The following is a 24,882-nucleotide window of genomic DNA, read 5'->3' on the forward strand; positions in this document are numbered from 1 at the left end:
GTTAGCACATAACGTAATGCTTATATACATTAGTACTATCGTGTCATAATCGTGATCAACAAGAATGAATTCACTAAATACGTAGTTATAACAATACTAATGGCGATAACCATAGTATCGATAACGTCACTAGCATCACAAAACACAACACAGGTAAATGTAACAATCCAGGGTGTAGGTCCTTTACGCAATGCCTCAATTACGTACATGGAGTTTGTCCAGTCATATACGACCCAGATGCTCCATGCCTACGGCACAACTACCACAAATAATGAGGGTATTGCCGTAATTCCACAACCACCACCTCCATTACCAGGTAAGGGGGATATTATCACTATCACGATTAACGCGACAATAAATGGAGAAACCATCTTCAAAACATACAATTTTTACTTAACAAACGAGAACTTCACAAACCAAATAAACATAACAATACCAATGCCTAAAACAAATAGCCCGACAGGCAATACCAATTATGGCAATCAGAGCATGTTCTTGATAACCGTAATTATAGTAATAATTGTCGTGTTGGTAGCGATAATAATTATATTAATGAGAAGATCGAGGCAATAAATGATGCGTAACTATAAGATTCAAATTAAAAATATCAATTTTCTTTATTTAATTCCTCTGTCCAGGTACTACTTATGGAAATACCACCTCACTTCTCGCCTCCCTTGTTGTAGGCCTTGGCACTATTGGATATGCAAATACTCAATCCCAGGCCTATTCGCCCTGGCCTGTGGGTATAGCGTCATTAATTCATAAACCTCAGGCGGCACATCGGTCGATACCTTAAGCCCCATTTCCCTTAGCTGCTCCACGGTTATTGGGTAATCATGAGTGTAATAACCACTCACAAGCTTATCAGCTATTTGCTGCGCCCTTTCATCACCAACCTTATCCCTTATTAACTCAATGACCAGCTCCTTCACCTGGCGAATAGCTTATCAGCCATGTCCGCAAGTATTAATGTTTGGTCATCAACTTATCCCTACCCTTAATCTCAACTGCCCTAAGTATTGATGGCGCGGGTAAGTAGGTTCCACCAGGTCCGCCTAGCTGTGGGTCTAATGGTCCAAGTACTGCGTTTGGGTCCATTATTATTTCATCAGCTGCCAGGGCAATTAATGTGCCTCCGCTCATGGCGTAGTGAGGTATTACTACGACCTTCTTAGCCGGATGTGACTTAAGGGCTTTGGCGATTTGTGATGCCGCAAGTACGAGACCACCCGGTGTGTGTAGTATGAGCATTATTGGCATGTTGGGTGGGGTCGTCCTGATAGCCCTTATAATGGCCTCCGAATCCTCAATATCTATGTACCTATAAATTGGGACGCCGAGCAAACCAATCCTCTCCTGCCTGTGTATCATAGTTATTACCCTAGATCCATACTTACGCTCCATCAATGCAATGAGCCTCAATCTCGTATGCTGTAACGACCTCATTGATAGCCACGGTGATAACATCGCTATGAAGAGGAGTACCCAAAAGAGATAACCAAGTATGTCGGTGTATATATCGAGTATCATCATAAAAATACTATTGATGATTATTAAAAATGTTACTAGGCATTTCATGGCAATAGTGATATAATATTTTTAATTTAATTCTAATTACTAATCTACGGGATCTACCAAATGGGTAAGTACTCATTGATGATGGGTAGTGAGGCCCTGGTCCGTGGCGCCATTTACGCAGGCGTTAGATTTTATGCAGGCTACCCAATAACACCAGCAACCGAAATTGCTGAGTACATGTCCCAGTTATTGCCGAGGGTTGGCGGTATCTTTGTGCAGACCGAGGATGAATTGGCAGCCATAAACATGGCAATAGGCGCCTCCGTGGCAGATTGGAAAGCCATGGTCGCAACTAGTGGGCCGGGCTTCTCACTCATGCAAGAGGGTATTGGACATGCTATTAATGCCGAGGTACCGTTATTAATCGTTGATGTCCAGAGGGGCGGTCCATCGACTGGCCAACCAACGATGCCATCGCAGCAAGACGTCTTTCAGGCCAGGTATGGCTCTCACGGGTCCTACGAGATAATAGTCCTAAGTCCCGCCAATGTTCAGGAGTTGCTCTATTTAACAATAGATGCGATTAACTTATCAGAGCAATACCGCACACCGGTGATATTACTCACGGAGGAGGTCACTGCGCACCTGTGGGAGAAGATCTACGTACCAGACCCTGGAGAATACCCGGTGCTACCCCACGTCACACCACCTACGCATGGTGATGAGGAGGTTCCTACTCGAAAGTCAGCTTCATGATGAGAGGGGCTATAACGTGGCCAATGATCCTGAACTATCGGCTAAGGCATTGTGGCGATTGATAAGGAAGATTAGGGATGATGTGGATAAGATATCGAGAATCGAGGTTAAATATGTGGAGGATGATCCCGAGGTCTTTATAGCGTCCTACGGATGTACTGCGAGGTCGGCATTGGCGGCCGTTAAGATGCTTCGGCGGGATGGCTATAAAGTCGGCTTTCTACGGCTTGTGACTCTCTGGCCATTCCCAGAAAACGCCATTAAAAACGCCATGAGGGGTGCGAATACGGTCATTGTGCCTGAGATGAATGCTGGTTATATGGCCAACGAGTTCAGGATGCTCGGCTTAAGTGCTGTGCCTATTCCAAAGCTTGGTGGTAAAATGCCGACGCCAGAGGAAATATACAATGTCGCCAGGGGTGTTACCTCATGAACCCACTCATTCAGAAGTACCTACGCAGTGAGTATACCCAGGGTAGGAGGAGGACTATATTCTGCCTGGCTGTGGCAATGGCATAATACTTGGATACTTCATTAGGGCGATCGATGAGTTAAAGCGGGAGGGTAGGTTTGATGATTCCAAGCTATACATAGTGACGGGCATTGGGTGTTCAGGTAATATACCAGTACCGCTTAAGTACAACATCGTGCGCGCACTCCATGGTAGGGCATTATCTGTTGCCACGGGTATAAAGCTCGTAAGGCCCGATAGCGAGGTCGTGATATTTGCCGGTGATGGTGACTTACTATCGATTGGAGGCAACCACTTAATACATACGATAAGGAGGAATGTCGGCATAAAGGTGATCCTCGTCAATAACATGCTCTACGGTATGACCGGAGGTCAGGTAGCCCCAACAACGCCCATGGAGGCTATAACCCACACAACACCCTACGGTAACCCAGAACCACCACTTGACGCCTGCAGGTTAGCAGTATCACTTGGCGCCACGTACGTAGCAGGTGGGCAGTGCCACTAGCTAAGCAGTGCATTCAGTCAATTAAGGAGTTATTACTTCATAGGGGCTTCGGTCTACTTGAATGTCTATCCCAATGCCCTGTTTATCAGGCAGGTATGTAATTGGCATTGATAGGCCGTCAAGGATCATGGATTACTTCCTAAAGATAACCGTGGTATCCAATGAGTCGAGGTATGGAGATAAAATAACCATTGGCAAGTTCGCGGATTACGAAAGACCAACCTATGAGGAAATTATGTGGAGTATGGTGAGTAAGGTGAGGGAGGATGGTGATCACGAGACGTAAATCAGTTGTGGTGAGGATTGATGTGGATAAGTACCTATGCAAGGGCTGTTACATCTGTGTTGATAAGTGCCCAACGAAGGTCTTTGAGGTATCCAATATCGTTGGTGATTACGGGGCATTCTTACCCGTGGCTAAGTACGTGGATAGATGCGTTGACTGCGGAATCTGTGAGCTCTACTGCCCTGACTATGCAATAACAATTATCAGGGGTGGTGAGAGTGAGGCTTGAGGTTAGGTTTGCCGGCTTTGGTGGTCAAGGCGTGATTACGGCTGGCAGGTTATTGGCATTAATCGTGATAGAGACCGACCCAAGCTTATACGTGGTCTACAGCCCATCGTATGGCTTCCAAACCCGTGGCGGTGATGCTTTGTCAGACGTAATAATCAGTGATGAGGAGATAGACTACCCAAAGGCTAGAAAGTTAGACCTGGCGTTCCTACTCACACAACCGGCATATAACAAGTACTGTGGCTATGTTAAGGATGATGGACTTATAGTCATTGATGATCACGTTGATAAGGGCGGTAAAACGCAATGTAGCGGTAAGAGATACCGTGAATTAAGCATAATAACTAATGCAAGGCTAATGGGCAGTGACGTCTTTGTGTCAGCAATAATCCTAGGCGCATCAATAAACTACCTAAGCAACACCGAACTACTAAGGGGTAAGTTATCACTAGAGTACTCAAAAAGAGTGATTACTAACTACTTCAGGGAAACATTAATAAGTAGGAGGATGGGGATCGAAGAAATAATTAATAAGAATGTCAAAGCGATGGAGATCGGTTATAAAATGATGCAGACAAATTCGTTTAATTTTAAATAAGCCCAAGCTTATTTGCATAAATATCAATCGGCACCGTAATACTCCTCAGACTGCTTTGGCATTGCCAACTCAGCCATCCTCGATATTATCCTATCTTCACAAATAACATCATCAGATGTTAATACACCACATGGATTACCCTCATCATCAACCACAAGCAGGTACTTAACGCCATACTCACTCATCAACAAGGCAGCCCTATAAATGCTATCACTTAACTTCACAGAAACTAACCTATTATACGAACAGCATTGATCAATGCTCACGTTTAAGCTATCCGTCTTTCTTACCGTTCTTAATATATCATTAGCAGTAACGATACCCATGACCTTGCCCTTATCATCAGTTACTATCAAGTAATCAATGTTCTCTCTAACCATTAATTCAATGGCATCCTTAACAGAGGTATTTGCATTAATGGTTATTCCCTTCCTCCTGAGTACTTTGTCAACAGTAGTACTCATCAGGGCAATGAGTAAATGATCAATATATAAAAACTTCAATGAATACCCTACTCACACTGAGCGAAGGCTTTATAAATATAATAGGTTAATATACAAATGCATTATAACAAGTATCAATATAATTATGGTATTATTAATACATTATTTAAATTAACTTTAGCTAAGTATATTCTTTTTCAGTTCTTTCTTATCAATTTTGCCCGTACTCGTTAACGGAATCTCCTTAACGAAAATTACATCATCAGGCATCCACCACTTAGGTATCCTGCCGGCATCAACCTCTTTATTTAATGCCTCATATATTTGCTCCTTCGTTAAGTTATAGCCCTCCTTGGGCTTTATAATGGCTATAGGTCTCTCACCCCACTTCTCATGCGGCCTTCCAATCACAGCCACCAAGTCAACGCCAGGTATGTTTGAAATAATGGCCTCGAGAACGCTTGTTGGTATCCATTCTCCACCGCTTTTGATTACATCCTTAAGCCTATCAAGTATTCTTAATCCACCGTCATTAAGTATCATTCCAACATCACCAGTCCTGAACCAACTACCCACATAACTCTCCCTGGTCTTTTCAGGTCCTTGTAATACTCATATGGTAACCATGGAGCTCGCAACCAAACCTCACCAAATTGGCCAGGGCTCACATCCTTACCTGTTGCTGGGTCGACAATTCTTACCTCGACAAAGGGTACGGGGTGCGTTGTTAATCTTATGTAGTCGAGGAATTTATCTATTGAATTATAGTTCTTGGGGGCTATTGAGATTGACGTGGCAAGCATGTCAGTTCCTCCATATATGGATGAGAAGCTAATACCGAGCTCATGCATCTTCTTAGTGAGTCCACTAGTTATTGGCATACCACCAACCAACGCCTTTAATCCACGTAATACATTAGTCTTACCCATCTTTTCAGCCGTGTCAATAAGCATGTACATCATAGTAGGTACGGCATTTACCCAAGTAACTCCTTCAGCCTCAATAAGTTTTAATGCCTTATCAGGTGTGAACCTGCCCATTAATACATACTTATCGCATAGGTATGGTGCATGAATGAAGCTACCCCATGAGTGAATATGGTAAAATGGTATAAATGGCATTATCACATCACCCTGATGTAGGCTAGCCGGCGTATTATACATGCTAAGTTGGTATGCTATAGCCAATGCGCCATGTACAAACTTCTCATGAGTATACCTAACGGCTTTGGGGAGACTCGTTGTGCCTGATGTAAATAATATTGAGTAAAAGTCCCTTCCAGTAATCTCAATCTCGGGTTCCTTGGTAGCTTTGGTATTAACTAGGTCATTATAGCAATACTTTGTATTGCACTCAGGGTCCAGTCCTATAGTCCTATCCTTACTTACTAATGTGCTTAGCGCCCTAAAGTCACCGGAGTAAAACAGCCACTCCGTATCGGCCATCTTGATCGTATACGCTATTTGGTCAGGCGGTAATCTTACATTCACTGGGTAAATTATGGCGCCAATCATAGCCGCTGCGTAGTGGAGCTCAAACATCGGTAACGTATTCCAATCGGCAACACCAATAACCGTGCCCTTACGAATACCCAATGATAATAATGAATTGGCCAACGAAATAATGCGTTTATACGCTTCGCCGTAACTAATCCTATTGTCTTCCCAAACTATCTCAGTTTCAGGCACAATATCGCAGCTCTCTTTATAACATTGTTTACCGTAAACCCAATACCGAAGCCCTCCATTCATCATCACCCCTCCTCAATATTTATTATCCTTTTACCTAAGTCATATGAACCAACTTTATAACCACTCTGCAAATACTTCTCAAGATATAACTCAGCCACCAGCGCATACCTATCAATTCCCAATCTTTCTGCAATATGTGTTAGGATTATCACGGCAATTGCATGCCTAGTAGTGATAGTATATCCTTAGCCCTAAACTCAACCTCCAATGGACTTAATGACGTAGCCGTCTGTAACGTACTCCTTATAACATTCATCGCCGCCTCAGCAGTATTGTGGTATGCCTTGATCTCGGCTACGATATTCTCAAGGTCATTGAGCATTGCAATATGTGCGTTTTTCTTGGTCATCGCCTCTAGCATATCCAATGCCTGTATATTGCTCGTACCCTCCCAAATAGGCGTTATCAAGGCCTCCCTATGCCACCTCTCAATTGGATACTCACTCAGGAACCCAATGCCGCCGTGCAACTCCATGGCAAGTCTAGTTACGTATGCCGCAGCGTCCGCCGTGACATTCTTAGCAATGTGGGTTAGTAATCTGGCATAGTGGTAGTGTTCACTGTATGGTGGTTTATCACGCCATGATTTATCAAATTCATTCACAGCCTTGAAGACCAACGCTGTCGCACCCTCTATAGTCACCTCCATATCCATCAAGTCCCTAATCACCAATGGATGCTCGATGAGCAACTTACCAAATGCGCTCCTCTTATTGGCATACTCATAAGCCTCCAGGTAAGCCTTTCTGGCAACACCAACAGCGCCAATAGCGTTGGCAAGCCTTGAAACCATTAAATCTTCCATTATATAGTAAATGCCATTGCTTAAGTCGCCGATGAGGTACGCCTCAGTACCGTGAAACTCAACCTCACCGGTGGGTACTGAGTTCGTACCACTCTTCTCCTTTAACCTCCTAACTATGAAGTTAAGGTCCCCCTTCGAATTTAGGCGAGGAACGGCAAACAACGCCAATCCCTTAGCCCCAGCTCTACCACCCTCCGGTCTCGCTGATGTCAATGCAATGTCGGCCAACCCAACCCCACTGGCGAAGTACTTATCGCCGTAAAGCCTCCATAAATCACCATCTCTTTTGGCAATCGTAGCATTAGCACCTAGATCGCTGCCTCCCTGCACCTCCGTGAACCACGTGGCGCCGAAATTAATTGGGCGCTCATCGCCAATCAGCCTCGGTATGTACCTCCTCAGTTCATCATTACCATACTTATATAGTGCGTATGCCGTCTGGATTGTTATGGTGATTATACAGTAAAGACCTGGGTCTGATACTAGGAACCCCATTGCGTAGTGTTCATGCCAACTACCGCCATGATATGGAGGCTTGTTTATGCCGAAATCGAGCACCAACTTCTCAATAGCCCATCTCTCAACCGGATTCAGCCAAACCCTATCGACCCTATTACCATTGATATCCCACATAATATGCCTAGGTCTCGAAACCTTATCCACATAATCAGTAATTTCAAGTAAATCACGGCCGGCAAAAATCCCTAATTCACTAAAGGAAGGAACCTTACCAATAAAATACTGGAGAAACCGCTGTAATGGCTTATCAATGTCATAAACATTCATACCATAGATATTGGACAGAAAACCATACACGTCTATATTGTTTTCGAGATAATTTGACATACATTATTATTTAATATAATTCTCTTATAAAGTTTACCTTTATTATAGTGCATAAGCAAATATATACTTTATATTGAAGATATCAACAGCTACACTCAGGATTTAATATCCTCTCAAGTATCCTATTTACCTCATTAATTACATAACTAGGTATCTTACTATCTACCCATAGAATATATCGTTTAGCTATAAAATCAGCAATGCCCATTAGGGCGAAGGAAAGCACCTCTGGTCATATCTAGCTATCTCATTCCTATTCATAGCTTCTACCAACCTCATGGAATATCTTTCAGAAAGTTTCATGTAATGCCACTTATAAATTTCAATATTATTCGATTCAGCCTCTATTAATATTTTATAAAGATACTGATTATGGTACATCCAATCAAAGAACGCTTCAAACCCCCTCTTCTCTATTGATACCCTATTAGAAAGTCCTGAGGTACTTAATGTTAAGTAGTGTCTCATATCCTTATTTATTCGTTTAATGAGTTCTACCAATAACTCATCCTTATTATTAAAGTAGAAGTAAAAAAAAGCCCATGTGATACGCCAGCCCTCGATGTTATTTCATCAATTGACGCATCGTTAAATCCTTTCTCAGCTATTACGGCTATGGCAGCACTTAATATCTTATTTAATGACTCCTCTCCCTCTTTGTTTTCGGAGAATACTTCATGTTTTATTTATCAATAAAACAACGCAATTTAAATTTTGCAAGAAAATTATTTAACGCGTTGAAGCACCGTGGCACCCCATGTCCAACCAGTTCCCGCTGCAACCAAAACTATGATACTACCCTTTCTGACTTTACCGCTTTGTTCCGCTAACCATAATGATAAGAATGGGTCCACAGCCTGCATGTGCCCGTAATTCTCAAGGTAAATCGATTTATCAGAAGACACGCCTAATTCTCTTAGTATTCTATCATGGAATGACCTCTTCATATGAAGTATTGCAAAATAATCAACATCATTTATGGTAAGGCCACTTCTCTCCAGGGCATTCTTTATAACATATAAGAAATTCCTTAATGAAATCTCCTCAAAGCTCTTGTTAAAATCCTCATTCCTATTAACCTGTAGTAAATATCCCTGGTTATAATCATTTATGAATCTCTCACCAAGCCTTTGATACACAACATTAGAGAATCTTCCATCAGTTATTATTGAGCTTTCAAGAACTTCGTACTTTCCATCAACATTACTCAACAAAACCGCAGCGGCCCCGTCCGAGAAATCATACATGAATGTTGAGGCCTTATCTCTGTAATTAACTATCATGCTTTGCTTTGTTGCACTAACTAGTAATATGTAAGAGTCCTCATCCTTTATGGCTAATCTTGGTTTCAATAAGTCAAGCGCGACAATACTACTAACGCACTGCATTGATACGTCAACACCATAGGCATTACTTAAGCAAATGGCCTATTACGTCAGGCGCCACATCCCATACGTACTTATCCTTAAAGTCAGAACCTGCATATACGACTAAATCAATCTTTAAGTTACCATACTTGCTCATTAATTTTTTTAGCAACGAGCTTCGCCATATCAGAAACGGACAATGACTTCTCAATGGGTTTCCTACTAATACCCAGTTTATCCCTCACAACCCAATCAGGCAAGCCTGTCTCCAGGGACAATTGTTTATAATCAACGTATGTACTTGGTATATATAATTCATAATCTACGATATAAGCCTTCCTCATAAATAATCACGAAGTATCGAGTATGTCTTTAAAGCCATCCCTTAAATATCTCTCACGTAACTCCCTTTTTGAAATCTTACCAATCTGTGTCTTTGGGATCTCCCTAACGAATATTATACGCTTTGGTACTTTGTATGATGCCAGGACTTTCTTAAGATCTCTCTTTACATCATCCTCAGTCACCTTAAAACCAGGCTTTTTAACTGCAATTGCAATAACAGCCTCCCCCCAATGTTCATCCGCCCCAAACACGGCCGCATCATCTATATACGGTAGTTGCTTTAGTGCCACCTCAACCTCTGTTGAATATACATTCTCACCTCCAGTCTTAATCATGTCCTTCTTTCTATCGAGGAATGAGAAGTCGCCTTCATTATCGACGGTGAATAAGTCGCCGGTCATTAGATAACCATCGCTCGTGAATGGATTTTCACCGGGTCTATTCCAATAACCCTTGAATACGTGGGGTCCCTTTATTAATAGTTCTCCATCACTTGACAGTCTCATTTCAATAAAGAGAAGGGGTTTTCCCACCGACATTAATTTATCCTTATAACGTTCTGGCGATATGTAAAAGTTATTGGGACCCGCCTCCGTTAATCCATAGCCCTGAAATAGCCTATAGCCCTTATCAATAAAGCGTTTAGCTACATTTGGCAGCAATGGTCCACCACCACTTATAAATAACACATGAGAAAGGTCAACCCTATCAAAGAGAGGCGACTTACTTATGGAATCAAGCATTGTTGGCACGCCCATGTATACTGTGCACTTTTCCCTGGCCAAGGTCTCTATTGTCCAATCAGCATCGAATTTATCAGTATCAGGTAAAACGACACGTCCACCAACTAATAATAAGGGCATCATTAATACATTCCACCCACCGGTATGATAAAGAGGTAGTGAAACGAGGGTACAATCACTCCTCGTTAAACCCCATGACAGCACTGTTATTATGGCGTTCCATAATATGGATCCTTCATGAATCATCGCGCCCTTAGGAGGTCCCGTGGTTCCACCCGTGTATAATATCATAGCGATTTCGTTAAGGTTCATTCTATACTCATACCTATACTCATCGTACGCCTCCTTAAGTACTTCATCCATTCTTACGCCCTCATTGAAGTAATCATCTATTACGAGCGATGGATTAACATCATTAATCACAAATTTTAGGAAGTCCTGCCCAAGCCTTGGATTTACGGGCACTAATACCGCCCCTATTTTCCTTAACGCAAAAAAATAATGCTACATGGTATAATGGCGATTTTACGAGGGTGACCACCCTATCACTAGGTTTAACACCCAGCCTATGCAGTGCGAAGGCGACCTTATTCGATAAGGACTCAAGCTGGGAGTATGTGTAGGATTTATCTCCTACCTTAATGGCTATTGAGTCCTCAATTCTAGCCCTATGCTTAAGTAAGCTCTCAAGCATTTTAGATCACCATGGGCTCCTTTGATGGTTTAAATGTGCCGTTAATAACCTCATTTATGAAGTTAAGAACTAACCTATTATAGTCGTCGGCACGTTCGATGATTGCTAAATGACCTGCCCCCCTTAGTATAACGAGTTTACTATTAGGTATTAATTGATTCATTATGTGGGAATTCTCGGGATTAACCACGTAATCCTCATCCCCAGTCACTATAAATGTTGGAACAGTTATTACCGGCAACTTATCCTTAAAGTCGAATGTTAATACTGCAGCCAATTGATTATTATATGCCTTTGGGTCCTCCTCAAACCTCATCCTCAAATCCACAATACGTTCAACTTCATCCCTATGCATCTCAAAGAAGCTTCTAGAAAATGCCACCTTCATCCTCTCAATAAGCATCTGCCTTCTATCAAGGTTAGGATTAGGAGGCTGCAATAATACTTCAAGGGCCTCCTTACTTGGCGGTAATGATTTAATGCCGAAATTTGTCTCACCAAGAATTAGACCTTTAACTCTACCTGGGTTCTTATATGCGAAGTACATAGCTATCATACCGCCCATTGAGACACCCCATATAAACGCCTTGTCTATTGATAAATAATTCATGAGATCCTCAAGATCATTTGAAAAATCATCCATGGTATATGGTTTATCGGGCCTTGAGGATAATCCAGCCCCTCTATTATCATATATTATTAATTTCACGTAGTTAGCAAGCGTTCTTTGTTTAATCCACATCCAATTAGCGTAGCCTAAACCTTCGATTAATATTAATGGTTCCCCCTCTCCATCAACTTCGTAGTATATTGACGTTCCATCTCTTGTAATTGCATAACCACTCCTCATATTATCCCCTCAGTCAGAAACTTGTTCAAGCCTTAATTTAGTTGTTCTCGGACCGGTGAGTACTATCGATGTTGCGATGATCTCAAATATGCCAAGTAATACGAAGGTCCACACACCGGTGCTAAGCGGTTTTAATGGATTAAAGACGAGGTAAATTATGAAGGGAACAACGGCACCACCAAGGTGACCAACCCCGTCGGCTAAGGCGAATCCACTTGCTCTAGCCTTGTTGGGAATAATTCAGCGGTATATGTATAGGCAGGTACGGCGAATGCGGTTGCGAAGGCGCCCAGGAATGCGCCTATTGTTAGTACTATTGGTGAACGTATAGCAACCGCAACAGCGTATAGGAACACCGCGAGCGTGGCTATACTAAAGGCTGATGCAACAAGGTATTTCCTTTCCCACTTATCGGCTATGGGCGCCATGGACAAGGCACCAACTATATAACCAATACTACCCAGCGCTATGTACCAGGTGGCTGTCGTGAACGTAAAGCCTGCAGCCACAAAAATGTATGGTGCGAATCCAATCACCCCGTATGCTAGCATGTAATCAAAGAACCAGAATAGGATAGCCATTATGAGCCTAGGCCCATACTTTCTATTGAATAATTCGGCAGTTGGAAACTTCGTTAGTACCTTTTCAGGGAGTGGCGGTGGAACTGGCGGTAATGGCTTAATCCTTCTCTCAACAAAATCTTCAAGCATCTTAACGACTCTCTCTGCCTCATCGATCTTACCCTTTATTGTAAGCCACCTGGGGCTTTCCGGCATTAAGTATCTTAGTGGTACTATCGCTGCGGCAACAAGCGCGCCAAGCCCAAATAACCACCTCCAGCCTATTGGTGATATTGGTATCAAGGCAAATGCTATAAATGGTGTTACTGCGAAGCCCAGGCGCCTGCTAGGTATGTGAATTGAACCATCTTGCCTCTAATGTAGGCAGGCGTTATCTCCGATATGTATGTATTTATTATAGCTATTTCAGCTCCAATGCCCATACCCGTTATTAACCTACTTACTATCAAAACTATAGCATTAGTTGATAAGGCACTACCAAGAGAACCAACGGCAATTAATATGGCATTGGTTATTAACCCCCACCTACGCCCCCAATAATCGCTTATCGTCGCCACGAAATAGGCACCAATTATATAACTAAACAGTGAAGCAGAGACTGCTTCACTAATCTCTAGCCTGGTCATTTTTAATTGTTGAACCATGGGTGAAACTATAGCGAATGATAATGTTAGTATATCATAAAACGCAAAGAAGTAACCAAGCCCAATAATGACCATCCAAGAAACTGGGTAGGGCCTTATGGGGAGTCTATCTATTCTGGCTCGAAGTTCACCAAGCTTAAGCTCTTTATCTGACACTTGACCCACCTGTCAAATTATACTGCAATACTCTATTTAAGAATAGACATTAATAAAATTATAAATAAAATATACGAAAAATAAAATAAGGTCTTTATGCTCATTATATTATGATCATTGAAGACTTGAATATAATTTATTATATCGGGCGTAATAAAGCATTTATTTTTAAATATCTTCTTTTTATTTCATAGTATAATTTACATACTTTATAAAATTTCTATTTTTATAAGCTTAGCCTTAATCGTTAAATATTGTATGGCTGTATCGATTTATGTAAAGTTTGGCTTAGCGTTAGTTGGCTTGGTTTTAGTTGTGGTTTTGTTGAGTGTTCCTATTAGTATTATGGCACCGCTTGGGCAGGTTCTTAACCCAGGTACTGGCATCTGGAGTAGTGTTTCTCCTCCCTCCAGTGTTGGTTGCCATAGCAGTGTTATAACGCTTAATGGTAGTTCCGCGGCTGTTGTTGTCTGTATAACTCCCGATGGCTTCATTAGGATTGCCTCCAACGAGACTTGGGCCGTGTTTTATGAGGAGGGTTACCTAACGGCTGAGTATAGGCTTGCCCAGATTTATTTCATGGCAATGATGAGTATGGGTAACCTATCATCAATGCTGGGTCCATCGGTACTTCCCAGCGATGAGTTCTTCAGAACATTATTAACGCCGCAGGTTACTCAGGAAATAGTAAACTCACTAAATAAGTCAGGCTTCACCTATGAGGCGCTGTATTATTATGTACTCGGCGTGAATGCCTATGTTAATTCCCTGACCCCAAGTAGGATACCAATAATATTTAAGGTACTTGGATTCAGGCCACCTCCATGGACCATGAAGGATACCTTCGCCATACAGCAATTGCTCACGTGGTCATTGAGTGGGTCGGCTGATCAATTACCGTTCACCGTGGCCCTCATTAAAATGCCACCGCAGGTCATTTATGCGTTTTACCCTGCGTACCCATCATCAATTCAATACCCTGTATATCCCAAGGAATGGAACCCAGGCATTTACAACACCGCAGGGGACATGAACTACCTAGACCTATACTCATTGAATCCACTGCCTCCCGGCATTACAAAACAGGAGTTTCTTAACGCTATTGATGAGGCAATAAAGTTCTATATTGAGGGTGATACGGCGTTCAGAGACTCATTAGCTAGTAAACTCCTACCTGGCATAAACCCATTCGAGCACTTAGTAATAGGTTTAACCGATGAGGGCAGCAATAATTGGGTGGCTTTATCGCCAAATGGGCAGGCATTTCTGGCAAATGACCCTCACTTAACAACCACGGTACCATCCATATGGATTGGGTTCCAATTGGTTGGGCCTGGCATGAATGTCGTTGGTGTCGTTTTTCCTGGGGTGCCCGGTGTAATACTCGGCCATAACCCATACGTTGCCTGGGGCGCCACGGATGCCGAGCCTCAGGTGGTTTATTACTACGTGGAGGTCACAAGCCCAGACCACCCAGGTGAGTATTACTATGATGGTTCCTGGTTACCCTTTGAGGTTATTCACGAGGAGATCTATGTTAAGGGTGTTGGTTATGTGCCATATAATGTCTATCTTGCACGCAATGGTGTGGTAATTGCAAATTACAGTAATGTGATTATAGTTATGAATTGGACCGGTATGTACCCAACAGATGAGGGCGCGACATTCCTGTACTTCGACATTGCGAGGAACCTATCGGACTTCCTCAATGCCCTATCTTACTTCAAGGTCGGTATTCAGAACTTTGCGTATGCCGATAGGTACGGCAATATTGGAATATTTGCCTGGGGGTTATACCCAATCGTCATGGGTGGTGACCCAAGGGCTGTCATGCTCGGTAATGGGTCATACGACTGGGTCGGTTTCATACCAACTCAATACCAGCCCTACGTACTAAACCCACCCTCGCACTTCGCATTATCGGCAAATGAAATACTCGTATCACCCAACTACCCGTACTACGTGGGTTGGGTATTCGAAAGCGGCTTCAGGGCTGACGAGATTTACACATTACTATCGCAGTTCGAGGACGAGGGCAACATAACCTACGCATCAATGGAGGCCATACAACTCAATGTACATGATTACTCCACCAACCTATTCCTACCACCACTACTCAATGCACTATCCACGCATCTAAGCCAACTAACGCCAATCGAGGTCGAGGCATACGAGCTATTGAGGAATTGGAATGGCGACTTCACGACCAACTCCGCCGCAGCAACGATATACTACTTCTGGCTTTGGAATTACTTAAACGACACATTCATGCCCTGGTTCCAGTACTACAACATAACGCCAGCCGACGGCTTAGGCCAGTTCTCACTATTCCTAGGCCCGGACGCGGCATTCCATGGGCCATTAGTGCTGGACCTAGCAAATTGGACTAATAATTACCCAAACATTCAGTGGTTTGATGATCCATTAACGGGCCAAGAGAGGAATGCCACAATCGTCATGTTGCTGGCATTCAACCAAACAATAACGGAGTTAATGCATGAACTCGGTCCAAACCCATCAACCTGGTACTGGGGAAGGGTGCATTACAGGGAGTTAACAAGTCTCTTCGGTATAAATGCGTTGTCCGTCGGTCCATTCCCAGCACCTGGTGATTGCAATACCATTAATGCGGCCTACGGCCTAATATCTAATGAAGGACCGAGCTGGCGCCAGATAGTCGACATGGCAAATCCACTCACTGGCGTTGGTGTTTACCCAGGTGGTATTTCGGAGAATCCACTAAGCCCGTTTTATAACGATACGACTGAGTACTGGCTCGTTGGTCAATACTACACGTTAATACCGCCCGGCTTACCGCAATACTTCTACTATCTATACCTACCGAACGCATCGTTGCCAGGGTGATGGGCATGGCCATGAGTTACACGACTCGTTTCTGGACCCTGTTCATCATTAACCTAGTTATTTCATTTGCATTAGCATATGCGGGTTATTGGTTATTAATAGCTGCGCTAGGGTTAATAATCGGTTACGTCCTAAACTCCGATAAGGCATCATCAGCGTTCATCTGCACAGGCGTGTCCGTTCATAGGCGTCTTAGTCGTTATTTTCATGAATCCGTATGCGATATATGACGGTGAGGTAACCGCTGCAATAATCGGATTACCATATAGCATCATTGGCTCAATAATACTCCTAATAATAACGTTATTAATAGCCCTCGCACTATCAGGCTCGGCGGACTGATTGGCCACTATATACGTAAAATAACCAAGCACTGACTTACTACCCTAAAATTTATGGTCATTATCATTAAGTATTATTCATGACACCGCAATTAACTTCTTCAATATCGTCAGTTGTTATTTTCCTTCATAATCTATAAGTCGCCCATTTCTTACTGCTGGCTTCGTAATGTCCATACCTGCCTACATACGTGCATTACTCAATTCACTAAATCAAGTCGCCATGCCTCCCCATTCCCTCCTTAAATTTCCTTACCCCTTCATATATCTCGCCTGTCCTTATTGACTTCAGCCCGTAATTCATCTCAATAATTAAGCCTTCACTCAATGGCTTGTCCAAACCCTCGTACACGGCAAGCCTATCATTCCTAAGGGTTTCCTGGGGATACTTACTTATCAATTCTGCAATCTCAATGGCTTTATCAATGGCCTTACCCTCATCAACCAGGTAACTAACCAAACCCCATTGGTAAGCCTCCTCAGCACTTATCAACCGCCCAGTCAGTATTAAGTCAAGAGCCCTACCAAGTCCAATAATTCTAGCAAGTCTTTGTGTGCCACCGTCCACAAGAGGAACACCAAACCTCCTCTCCAGAAAGCCGAACTTAGCGGTTTTATCGGCAACCCGAATATCGGCCCATAGGGCGATTTCCAAGCCACCGGCCACGCAGTAACCACTAACCGCGGCTATGACAGGCTTGGAGAGCCTAAGTCTCGTGAAGCCCAGCGGCCCCTCGGAATTAGACACCCTGTTTATCAACCTATCAATGTCATATAGGTCAGCCCCAGAGCTAAAGTTACCGCCGGCCCCAGTTATCACACCAACGTAAAGGTCAGGATTATTATCAAAATACGTCCAAGCCCTGTAAAGCTCCTCAGCCGTGTCGGCGTCAATGGCGTTCCTACGCTCAGGCCTATTAATGGTGACTATGAAGATACGACCCCTCTCCTCAACAACGATATTCCTATAACTCATCATCCAACTCACCAAACCAACTTACCCCTATTCATTATATTATTCTCATCGAGCAAACCTTTAATGCTCCTCAGTAATTTCCATTGATTTCCCATCTCGATCTTCGCGAAATCCCTCTTCAATAGGCCCGTGCGTGGTGATGACTTATGGTTGCACCAATGCCATTAGCCACATTAAAGGCCTCCCTCCAAACCCTCCAGTATAAATCCTCATCTTGCCTAAACACGACAACGCTGTAGAGGGATGCACCGTTTAGATATAGGTGGGTTATCCTTGAGAATACGTGTTTAACACCATCAATGGAACCAAGCTACCCACTAACTCATTATGAAGCCTAACTAGTCTGCTCCATGTTGTTGCCATATCAATGGTGTCAACCCAAAGACCTGACTGGGCAAGCATGATTAATTGTGATTCATAACCCCTAGCAAAGACATCCCTCCACCTCCTAACCAATTCAGGCTCCACACTGGCAGCACCATGTTTAATGGCCAAGTCATTAATTATGCCACTCACTGCATTGACTAGGTCCTCATTAAACCACCTAACCCTTATCAGGCTATGACCCCATCCTCACCAACCATTAACCTACCACTCTCTTTGTCATGAATAACAACCCTATGCGGACCAGGCACATTAATAACCAAGTCACGGGCAAAACGAACGGCTCTCTCAAGGTCCTTAAACACATAAGCCAAGTCAACGTAGTAACTAGCCAATGGCCTAACCCTAAGCATTGCCCTAACAATTATACCAAACGCGCCGTCAGAGCCCATGAATAGGCCTCTAAGGTCGGGCCAGGATGCCCTAACGAGCCTCCCAGGCCCCACTGTTACTAACTCGCCATTTGGTAATACTACGTCAAGTGACAATACCAACTCATCAATATTACTCATACTATGTGAGCCTGTACCCCCATGAGCAATTGCACCACCTATTGTGAGCAATTGAAATGATTGTGGGTGATAATCCAGGGTATAACCCCTCTCATTAAGCCACCTCTCAACATCAACCACCTTAGCGCCGGCCTCGACGGTTAATGTTAAGTCCTCCTCGTTGAATTCCAAGATCCTACTTAATCTCCTCATGTCAACCACGACACAACCGTTGTGATAAGCACCACCAACAACACTAGACCCACCGCCGTATGGAGCGAGGCACACGCCGTACTTATTAGCGAGCCTAACGACATTAATTACTTCATCAATACTTCCAGGCCTAATAACGGCTGGTGGTGCATCAATATCATGACCAAGCATCTCCTTGAGCATGAGTATCGACCACCAATCCCTCCTGAACGCTGATAATCCGTGACCCTCACTGATGACGTTTTCCCTCCCAAGCAGTTCCTCAACGTCTTTAAGGAATTTTACTAACTCCACGATCAATGTGTGATAAAAATAAATTAATGCTGTAGCACTATATAAAATATATTTTCCATATAAGCACAAACAATAAATCAAAATCAAGGCATTACTAAGTATGCCAGGTTGGAAACTAACCTGGGAGGGGGGCATTAAGGAATTCCCTGATCTCACCGAGAGGGTTTGGGTTACGGAGCGCCCACCCGGTGGTTGCTTCAATCACATTGCCCTCAGGGAGGTTAGGGGTAGGGATGTGGCTCACCCATACCCGGTGCTTGTACTGCCTGGTATGACATCACATGGAGAACAGTTAATCCATGTTTCATGGCATGGAATACAACCGATAGAACCAGCAATACCGGACTCCATGATACCCATATACCTGGCAAGGCGAGGTTACCTGGTCTATACAATTGATTATAGGACACACTTCGTACTTCCTGACGTTAAGGACCTCTCATTCATGCTTGACTGGGGCTGGGAGGCGTGGCTAGGCGATATTAAGGAAGCCGTCAACAAGGTTATGGAGGTTAGCGGTAGGGATAGGGTCGTATTGATTGGGGAGAGCTTTGGTGGTATTGCGTCAATGAATTACGTTACCATTCACCCGGAGGATGTTAAGGCGATAGTACTACTAGATGGCGCGCCAATAAGGACCTCCGTTATTCAGACATTGCCTGCGCGTAGTGTTGATGAGCTCAGGGCAAGTAAGCTATACGCGGTACCATCAATCCTAACTGGTGGTAAGTATCCAGGGAATATGGTGAACACGGTGTGGCTTAAGGCACTATACAATCCAGCGCTGCCAAGCCCAGAGCCTGGCTTCAAGACCTTAAGCGACTATTTGATGAATATAGCCTATAACCAGGGACTTGCAAACCCATACTCATACCCAAACTCGCCTCCCCAAGCCATATTTGCCGTATTGGCGACGCTGGACCCGTACTGGCCTGTTAGGTTATTCATAGAGCCAATGGATCAATTCAGGGCTAAATACATGGAGGTTAAGGTACCAATACTCACAATCATAAGTGGGCTATTTGGTATGAAGGCGGCTGACATGGACTTAGTAAAGAGGTTAACGAGTGATGTGATGGTACTTGATGGTTATGGGCACTTAGACGTTTATGCAAACCCAAATAACGTCAGGGATGTTAATGAACCCGTTCACAAGTGGCTTATTAGGATTAAGGACTGATTGAGAATTGATAAAAAGCCATTTAAGTCCATGTGTATTTTTATTGTAGGAAGAATAATGAGCATTACGAAGGTTAAGATAATAATAAAAAAAACCCGGAGACTGGTGCGAGTCGAGATGCGGAACTGATAGTGGATACCGGCAGTGTCTTTACCTGGATTAATAAGGATACCTTGGCATCAATCGGTATTAAACCAAGGAGGATCAGGCAGTTCAGGACCATGATGGTAGGATGGTTATGAGGAGTGTTGGTTTAATCACAATTAGGTATGAGGATTACGAGGGTGATGTAGAGGTGGTATTTGGTGAGCCTAGCGATGCTGAGGTCCTTGGTGTCACGGCGCTTGAAATACTGGGTTTAGAGGTTGACCCGGTAAGTGGTAAATTGAAATACGTGGGTCACCTGGCATTGTAAATAGAAGGCCATAGCGAACTCCCGACTCAGACAATACATCATATAATTCAACGCCTCACTTAGCCTTGCTCTTGGCTCCTCTATTCTCATGGTGGGTTTGGATAATGATTTCTCGAGAAATTCCGCAAAATCCTAAAATAATTAATGCTTACCGTGTCTCCTCCTAATTATGAGCATTGTCAATGCGTAGATTACCGCTATCATTACTGCATACATTATTACTGTGGGCGCATAATTAACGTGCCATACCACGGTTATACTCACTGGCCTATTGACGGTGATTACAAGCCCAGGCTCGCTTAGGAATACCCCATCGCTAAATACAGTGCCCGGCCTAATCATGAGCACCTCACCACTATAAAGCCACTCGGTCGTGTTAGTCGTGTAAGTACCATTAATACTCACTGGATATTCACTATGTACAACAACGAGGTACTGATGCTTAAAGTCACTTAGGGTTATATTTAATGGCGAATCTGCAATAATCGTCTCATTACTACCCAGGTAAACTAGGCGAGTTCCATTACTCAATACATAGTACTTGGGCACGAGAATTATTAATACAGAGCTCTCGTTAGCCCATGTAACTATTGAATAGCCACTAATGTTTTGTAGCCCCGATAAGGAGATTATCACAGGCACGGGACTATTCACATTAACCTGGTACTGCTTCGTCCAATTAACAATGACTGTATATGGATTGTCAATTAATAAATTTGTGACATTAACTGTAACCACATGGTAGAAATTAGTTCCTGTGAGGTATATGTAGTAGGAATTAAATACTAATCGTGTCTCATTACCAAGGTAATAGATCGCTGGTTCATTAAGTGCTACAACAGAATCATAATTATACCAACCGCTCTTATCATTAAGCAATCCGCTTAAGTCATTAATCGTGAGCATGTACTGCAATGTGTAATTAATATACACGTTGGTTGGTCCCTGGAGCACTAAATTCAGCGGGTTTGTGGTGACCACGTATGAGCTATTAATTACATAATCCGTAAACACATACCTAGACTCGCCAGGGGTAAGTAATACTATATTCGGCTCACTTAGCATCACTGTACTATTCACAGTATAGACATTAGTAATTGTGCTTTCATTAATGGGATTAGTAATTGTTAATGGTATGAAGTACGTAGTCAAGAATGCTAGATTCTCAGGGCCGTTTACAATATTGACATAGCCATAATTAATAGGTACTACGTGAGCATTATATATCATTTCAGCAGTATCAGAACCAAAACTCCACATGGACGGCACTGGCGATAAGTAGTAATTATACGGATACGGCCATGCAAAATAAAGACCTAGCGACGCATTTAATGAATTAGCGACTGTGCATTCACTATTCCATGGGCCGGCAATTACTAACTCGGCATCGATGGGTAATCCCCTACCATCATCCGTCGGTGCGACCTCCATGTATGCTGACATGGCTCTTATCTTTATTGTTACGTTGTCGTACCACGTGGTTGTTTGTCCGTTGAGTGAGTATCCGAAGGCTGCCCATGGGTAGCCGTTACTGCTTAGCCCGGTCTTTATGACCAGGTAAATGGTGAATGGCAAGGTTGCCGACTCCGGCTGCTCTATTCCCAAATCACCATAATACTGCTCACTACCTACAACTGTCTTAGTTGTGGATACGGCTCCATTACCATTAATCAACGCCGAATTAAGTATACTTACGCCACTGGTATGATTCCATATATTGTCAAGTATTTGGAATTGATTACCCTGAGAATTGAAATGTAAAATATCCTGTAGCCAATAGTACTGGGTATTACCATTAGTTGCGTTTACAATTAAGATAGTATTGAGTTGAACACTAAACCAATCATTACCTGGTTCTACGAAGCCGGTTAAGCATGAATTAGGTTCTTGCGTTAAAGCATTGTATATGGTTGCTTCACCAACAAACTCATCCGTTTTATAGCTATAGGCCAGGTACTCATTGCCCATTTTCATTATTCCGTAATCACTGATACCCATTGGGTTAGCCCATTGATTACTTTGTGACTTAGTTACCATTATTATGTAATACACTAGGGCGGTGCTACCTCCATTATTCAATATAACCACGTAGTAAGTCCCCGCCTCATTTACGTAGTAATAACCCGTAATATTACTACCACTTACCGAGTATAAGTACCCACTAAGGAACTTTCCTGTTGAGGAATAATTATTGAATTGTTGCCTTGTCAGCACATAAAGGGTTACCGATGAATTACTCCAAACACCAAAATCGATGTAATAACCACCTGATACATTCCAATAATCATAATGATACCAACCAGGTAATAAAAGCACTATATCACTAGTTATGTTGTTGTCAAAATACCCTAGCGAAGTATATGGCGATAGGCCCACGAATTTAAACATGGTTACCGGAGGTATCTTAATTACATAGCCCAATAATTCATTAGTTGCATAGCCCAATATAGCTTATAATTAATGATATAGTGAAACTAAGGATTAATAGTCTTAGAAGTAAGGATGTTAACGCATTATTTTTCATACGTTAATTAAGTATTTGTATTTTAGAATAATTTATAAGCTTTATCTTAATGGCAGAAATAAATCGTCATGAGTTTATTGGATCTTTAATGTTAATTGATAAATTATTGCTGAGATGAGTATTATAATACCCATAACAATCCATAACGATTGATAGTCCGTATTGGTAAGGATAATTGATGCAACCACTGGGGCAATGGCGCCACTTAATTGCCAGAAGAGGTTCGCAATGCCAGTCACGCTACCGGCTAATTCACCACCTATCTTGGATACGGCGGTTGAGTTTGCCGGCGTTATTATAAACCTGATAAAGCCCATGGAGGCTGCCAGTATCATTAGTGGTAACTCCCTCGTGATCACGGCAAGAAGTATTGTTGATATACCGTATAATACCTCGAACAATGATAACGTGTTCCTGACGCCCAGGTTCCTAATTATGTAACCGGCAATTAACGTTGATGGAATACCCAATAGGCTAGGAGTGAGTAGCGAGGCCGGCAACGTAGTCATTAAGCCCTATAGATAGGAAGTATTTATAGGCGTATAGCGTTATTGTCCAGTATGACATGAAGAATAGAAAACCGGAGAGGCTGATGACCATAACGTCGCTATTCCTCAATAACTTAAGGTTTAATGCACCACGTGCATTACCACCATAGCCCCTAACATTGGTTGGCACGTATAGTGACGCTATGATTATTGAAGTGAGGGCAATAATGTAGTAACTCCACCTCCAACCAAGGACTGTGCAGATTTCGGGCAGGGTGGCACCGGCAAGCACTATGGATAGCGGCCAGGCAATGCTGTAATAGCCCATGGCAACCGGCAGCTCGGGTCCCCTAAAGCTAATGGTTAGTAGCTTCACGGTAGCTGGATAAATCCACCCAGCGCTCAGTCCCATGAATAGGCTAGCCACGTACTCAACCCACATGGCGTTGGCCATACCAGACACGAAGGATGATACGGCCAAACCGATTAGTGATGCTATAATCACGTACTTTGGACCAACCCTATCCGAAATAATCCCGGCAGGTACCTGAACAACCACGTAACCTATGAAGAATAATGAGAAGACAATACTATCTTCGACGATGGTGGGTCTCAACGATGAGTATGTCGATACAATACTCCAGGCAAGCCTGGAGAAGTAACTCATGAAGAAGGAGGCCGACGCAACTCCCACCACGTATATGTCCCTAACCCTCATGCCCCCAGCATACGTATTGAGCCCCAACCTATTTATGCCATTCCCCTAAAGCGTTCATGCGGCAGCGGCGTAGATCGGGTCTATAACTGCATACTCACCATCCCTCCTCTCAACAATGCTCATATTAACAAGCGTATTCAATAAGTTACTCAACACCGTATCACTCACGTACCTATCCTCAATAATCTCCAACCTGGTAAGTCCATCACCTAGGATTTTAAGGATTGTCCTATACCTCGTACTCCCCATTACGCCTAACAGGTTTATTAACTCGTCACGAACCATGCTCACTGCGATGCCTCTTCTATCTGGAGAAAAGTTAGTAACTAAATGTAACCTTAGTTGATTTAGTTTTCACGTTGACTCACGCTATTAAACGTTTAACTAAGTATAAAAAG

General features: G+C 43.0%; 32 protein-coding genes and 2 pseudogenes. 12 read left to right on the forward strand and 22 right to left on the reverse strand.

Annotation, left to right across the window (positions count from 1 at the left end):
- Positions 1-51 precede the first annotated feature (51 nt).
- The gene (locus JCM16159_RS01775; protein WP_054856769.1) at positions 52-573 is read left to right on the forward strand and encodes a hypothetical protein; all 522 of its coding nucleotides are present in this window, start codon (positions 52-54) and stop codon (positions 571-573) included.
- 122 nt (positions 574-695) lie between these two features.
- On the opposite strand, the pseudogene JCM16159_RS01780 reads toward JCM16159_RS01775, so the two are convergent.
- Positions 696-1,533 (reverse strand): annotated as a pseudogene (locus tag JCM16159_RS01780) (ATP-dependent Clp protease proteolytic subunit).
- Positions 1,534-1,641: 108 nt separating this feature from the next.
- Here JCM16159_RS01780 and JCM16159_RS01785 point away from each other — a divergent pair.
- The 6 genes from JCM16159_RS01785 (at position 1,642) to JCM16159_RS01805 (ending at position 4,370) form a co-directional block, all read left to right on the forward strand.
- Entirely contained in the window at positions 1,642-2,277 is a 636-nt protein-coding gene (locus JCM16159_RS01785) for a thiamine pyrophosphate-binding protein (protein WP_054856770.1), read from the forward strand.
- Positions 2,237-2,710: a transketolase C-terminal domain-containing protein gene (locus JCM16159_RS01790; protein WP_243665553.1), complete on the forward strand. Its 474-nt coding sequence runs from the start codon at positions 2,237-2,239 to the stop codon at positions 2,708-2,710. The genes JCM16159_RS01785 and JCM16159_RS01790 overlap by 41 nt, the downstream gene beginning before the upstream one ends.
- A 160-nt stretch (positions 2,711-2,870) precedes the next feature.
- Entirely contained in the window at positions 2,871-3,257 is a 387-nt protein-coding gene (locus tag JCM16159_RS13495; RefSeq protein WP_243665554.1) for a thiamine pyrophosphate-dependent enzyme, read from the forward strand.
- A gap of 61 nt (positions 3,258-3,318) precedes the next feature.
- Positions 3,319-3,543 (forward strand): hypothetical protein, encoded by a 225-nt coding sequence (locus JCM16159_RS13500; protein WP_243665555.1) that lies wholly within the window; start codon positions 3,319-3,321, stop codon positions 3,541-3,543.
- Positions 3,524-3,772, forward strand: coding sequence for a ferredoxin family protein (locus JCM16159_RS01800; RefSeq protein ID WP_054856772.1), 249 nt, complete (start codon positions 3,524-3,526; stop codon positions 3,770-3,772). The genes JCM16159_RS13500 and JCM16159_RS01800 overlap by 20 nt, the downstream gene beginning before the upstream one ends.
- Entirely contained in the window at positions 3,762-4,370 is a 609-nt protein-coding gene (locus JCM16159_RS01805) for a 2-oxoacid:acceptor oxidoreductase family protein (protein WP_243665556.1), read from the forward strand. The genes JCM16159_RS01800 and JCM16159_RS01805 overlap by 11 nt, the downstream gene beginning before the upstream one ends.
- A 23-nt stretch (positions 4,371-4,393) precedes the next feature.
- On the opposite strand, the gene JCM16159_RS01810 is transcribed toward JCM16159_RS01805, so the two are convergent.
- The 13 genes and pseudogenes from JCM16159_RS01810 to JCM16159_RS18235 form a co-directional block, all read right to left on the reverse strand.
- Positions 4,394-4,834 carry a cyclic nucleotide-binding/CBS domain-containing protein gene (locus tag JCM16159_RS01810; protein WP_054856774.1) on the reverse strand — a complete coding sequence of 147 codons (441 nt, stop codon included), beginning with the start codon at positions 4,832-4,834 and terminating at the stop codon, positions 4,394-4,396.
- Between the two features lie 156 nt (positions 4,835-4,990).
- Positions 4,991-6,560: pseudogene (locus tag JCM16159_RS01815) on the reverse strand (AMP-binding protein).
- Positions 6,561-6,566: 6 nt separating this feature from the next.
- The gene (locus tag JCM16159_RS13510; RefSeq protein ID WP_243665559.1) at positions 6,567-6,716 is read right to left on the reverse strand and encodes a hypothetical protein; all 150 of its coding nucleotides are present in this window, start codon (positions 6,714-6,716) and stop codon (positions 6,567-6,569) included.
- Entirely contained in the window at positions 6,713-8,215 is a 1,503-nt protein-coding gene (locus JCM16159_RS01820; RefSeq protein ID WP_243665560.1) for an acyl-CoA dehydrogenase family protein, read from the reverse strand. The genes JCM16159_RS13510 and JCM16159_RS01820 overlap by 4 nt, the downstream gene beginning before the upstream one ends.
- A 207-nt stretch (positions 8,216-8,422) precedes the next feature.
- The gene (locus tag JCM16159_RS01825; RefSeq protein ID WP_243665561.1) at positions 8,423-8,683 is read right to left on the reverse strand and encodes a hypothetical protein; all 261 of its coding nucleotides are present in this window, start codon (positions 8,681-8,683) and stop codon (positions 8,423-8,425) included.
- Positions 8,684-8,709: 26 nt separating this feature from the next.
- Positions 8,710-8,901 carry a TetR/AcrR family transcriptional regulator gene (locus JCM16159_RS18225; RefSeq protein WP_367834227.1) on the reverse strand — a complete coding sequence of 64 codons (192 nt, stop codon included), beginning with the start codon at positions 8,899-8,901 and terminating at the stop codon, positions 8,710-8,712.
- A 39-nt stretch (positions 8,902-8,940) separates the two neighbouring features.
- Positions 8,941-9,603, reverse strand: a complete 663-nt coding sequence (locus JCM16159_RS01830; RefSeq protein WP_054856776.1) for a 3-oxoacyl-[acyl-carrier-protein] synthase III C-terminal domain-containing protein — start codon at positions 9,601-9,603, stop codon at positions 8,941-8,943.
- A 119-nt stretch (positions 9,604-9,722) separates the two neighbouring features.
- Entirely contained in the window at positions 9,723-9,926 is a 204-nt protein-coding gene (locus JCM16159_RS01835) for a hypothetical protein (protein WP_054856777.1), read from the reverse strand.
- Positions 9,927-9,932: 6 nt separating this feature from the next.
- Positions 9,933-11,135: a class I adenylate-forming enzyme family protein gene (locus JCM16159_RS01840; RefSeq protein ID WP_243665562.1), complete on the reverse strand. Its 1,203-nt coding sequence runs from the start codon at positions 11,133-11,135 to the stop codon at positions 9,933-9,935.
- Complete coding sequence (locus tag JCM16159_RS01845; RefSeq protein WP_054856779.1) at positions 11,086-11,364, reverse strand: AMP-binding protein; 279 nt, start codon at positions 11,362-11,364, stop codon at positions 11,086-11,088. The genes JCM16159_RS01840 and JCM16159_RS01845 overlap by 50 nt, the downstream gene beginning before the upstream one ends.
- A 1-nt stretch (position 11,365) precedes the next feature.
- Complete coding sequence (locus JCM16159_RS01850; RefSeq protein ID WP_054856780.1) at positions 11,366-12,214, reverse strand: alpha/beta fold hydrolase; 849 nt, start codon at positions 12,212-12,214, stop codon at positions 11,366-11,368.
- 200 nt (positions 12,215-12,414) lie between these two features.
- Complete coding sequence (locus tag JCM16159_RS18230; RefSeq protein ID WP_054856781.1) at positions 12,415-13,077, reverse strand: MFS transporter; 663 nt, start codon at positions 13,075-13,077, stop codon at positions 12,415-12,417.
- 20 nt (positions 13,078-13,097) lie between these two features.
- Positions 13,098-13,595, reverse strand: a complete 498-nt coding sequence (locus JCM16159_RS18235) for an MFS transporter (RefSeq protein ID WP_367834206.1) — start codon at positions 13,593-13,595, stop codon at positions 13,098-13,100.
- A gap of 258 nt (positions 13,596-13,853) precedes the next feature.
- Here JCM16159_RS18235 and JCM16159_RS01865 point away from each other — a divergent pair, with 258 nt between their 5' ends.
- From JCM16159_RS01865 to JCM16159_RS18240, 3 genes are read left to right on the forward strand one after another with little or no spacing between them, the layout of a single operon-like run.
- Complete coding sequence (locus JCM16159_RS01865; RefSeq protein WP_054856783.1) at positions 13,854-16,460, forward strand: penicillin acylase family protein; 2,607 nt, start codon at positions 13,854-13,856, stop codon at positions 16,458-16,460.
- A gap of 5 nt (positions 16,461-16,465) precedes the next feature.
- A complete protein-coding gene (locus tag JCM16159_RS13520) occupies positions 16,466-16,690 on the forward strand; it encodes a hypothetical protein (RefSeq protein ID WP_243665563.1) in 225 nt (74 codons plus the stop codon).
- Positions 16,668-16,802: a hypothetical protein gene (locus JCM16159_RS18240; protein WP_367834207.1), complete on the forward strand. Its 135-nt coding sequence runs from the start codon at positions 16,668-16,670 to the stop codon at positions 16,800-16,802. Before JCM16159_RS13520 ends, JCM16159_RS18240 begins: the two co-directional genes overlap by 23 nt.
- 207 nt (positions 16,803-17,009) lie before the next feature.
- Here the strand turns inward: JCM16159_RS18240 and JCM16159_RS01870 are convergent, their stop codons facing one another.
- The 4 genes from JCM16159_RS01870 to JCM16159_RS13535 form a co-directional block, all read right to left on the reverse strand.
- Positions 17,010-17,780 (reverse strand): crotonase/enoyl-CoA hydratase family protein, encoded by a 771-nt coding sequence (locus JCM16159_RS01870; protein ID WP_054856895.1) that lies wholly within the window; start codon positions 17,778-17,780, stop codon positions 17,010-17,012.
- Positions 17,781-17,785: 5 nt separating this feature from the next.
- On the reverse strand, positions 17,786-17,899 hold the full coding sequence (locus JCM16159_RS13525; RefSeq protein ID WP_243665564.1) for an FAD-linked oxidase C-terminal domain-containing protein: 114 nt from the start codon (positions 17,897-17,899) through the stop codon (positions 17,786-17,788).
- Between the two features lie 145 nt (positions 17,900-18,044).
- Positions 18,045-18,293 carry a hypothetical protein gene (locus JCM16159_RS13530; protein ID WP_243665565.1) on the reverse strand — a complete coding sequence of 83 codons (249 nt, stop codon included), beginning with the start codon at positions 18,291-18,293 and terminating at the stop codon, positions 18,045-18,047.
- A gap of 38 nt (positions 18,294-18,331) precedes the next feature.
- Positions 18,332-19,159 carry an FAD-binding oxidoreductase gene (locus JCM16159_RS13535; protein WP_243665566.1) on the reverse strand — a complete coding sequence of 276 codons (828 nt, stop codon included), beginning with the start codon at positions 19,157-19,159 and terminating at the stop codon, positions 18,332-18,334.
- 100 nt (positions 19,160-19,259) lie between these two features.
- Between JCM16159_RS13535 and JCM16159_RS01880 the strand changes: the two genes are divergently transcribed.
- Positions 19,260-20,339, forward strand: a complete 1,080-nt coding sequence (locus JCM16159_RS01880) for an alpha/beta hydrolase (RefSeq protein ID WP_054856784.1) — start codon at positions 19,260-19,262, stop codon at positions 20,337-20,339.
- 238 nt (positions 20,340-20,577) lie between these two features.
- Positions 20,578-20,754, forward strand: a complete 177-nt coding sequence (locus tag JCM16159_RS01885) for a hypothetical protein (protein WP_243665567.1) — start codon at positions 20,578-20,580, stop codon at positions 20,752-20,754.
- Between the two features lie 141 nt (positions 20,755-20,895).
- Here the strand turns inward: JCM16159_RS01885 and JCM16159_RS01890 are convergent, their stop codons facing one another.
- The 4 genes from JCM16159_RS01890 to JCM16159_RS01900 form a co-directional block, all read right to left on the reverse strand.
- Positions 20,896-23,199, reverse strand: a complete 2,304-nt coding sequence (locus tag JCM16159_RS01890) for a thermopsin (RefSeq protein ID WP_054856786.1) — start codon at positions 23,197-23,199, stop codon at positions 20,896-20,898.
- 153 nt (positions 23,200-23,352) lie between these two features.
- Complete coding sequence (locus JCM16159_RS13540) at positions 23,353-23,787, reverse strand: MFS transporter (RefSeq protein WP_243665568.1); 435 nt, start codon at positions 23,785-23,787, stop codon at positions 23,353-23,355.
- On the reverse strand, positions 23,753-24,484 hold the full coding sequence (locus JCM16159_RS13545) for an MFS transporter (protein WP_243665569.1): 732 nt from the start codon (positions 24,482-24,484) through the stop codon (positions 23,753-23,755). The genes JCM16159_RS13540 and JCM16159_RS13545 overlap by 35 nt, the downstream gene beginning before the upstream one ends.
- A 54-nt stretch (positions 24,485-24,538) precedes the next feature.
- The gene (locus JCM16159_RS01900) at positions 24,539-24,769 is read right to left on the reverse strand and encodes a hypothetical protein (protein ID WP_243665570.1); all 231 of its coding nucleotides are present in this window, start codon (positions 24,767-24,769) and stop codon (positions 24,539-24,541) included.
- Positions 24,770-24,882: the final 113 nt, after the last annotated feature.

This window comes from Vulcanisaeta sp. JCM 16159, from assembly GCF_001316265.1.
In the GTDB taxonomy this organism is placed as follows: domain Archaea; phylum Thermoproteota; class Thermoprotei; order Thermoproteales; family Thermocladiaceae; genus Vulcanisaeta.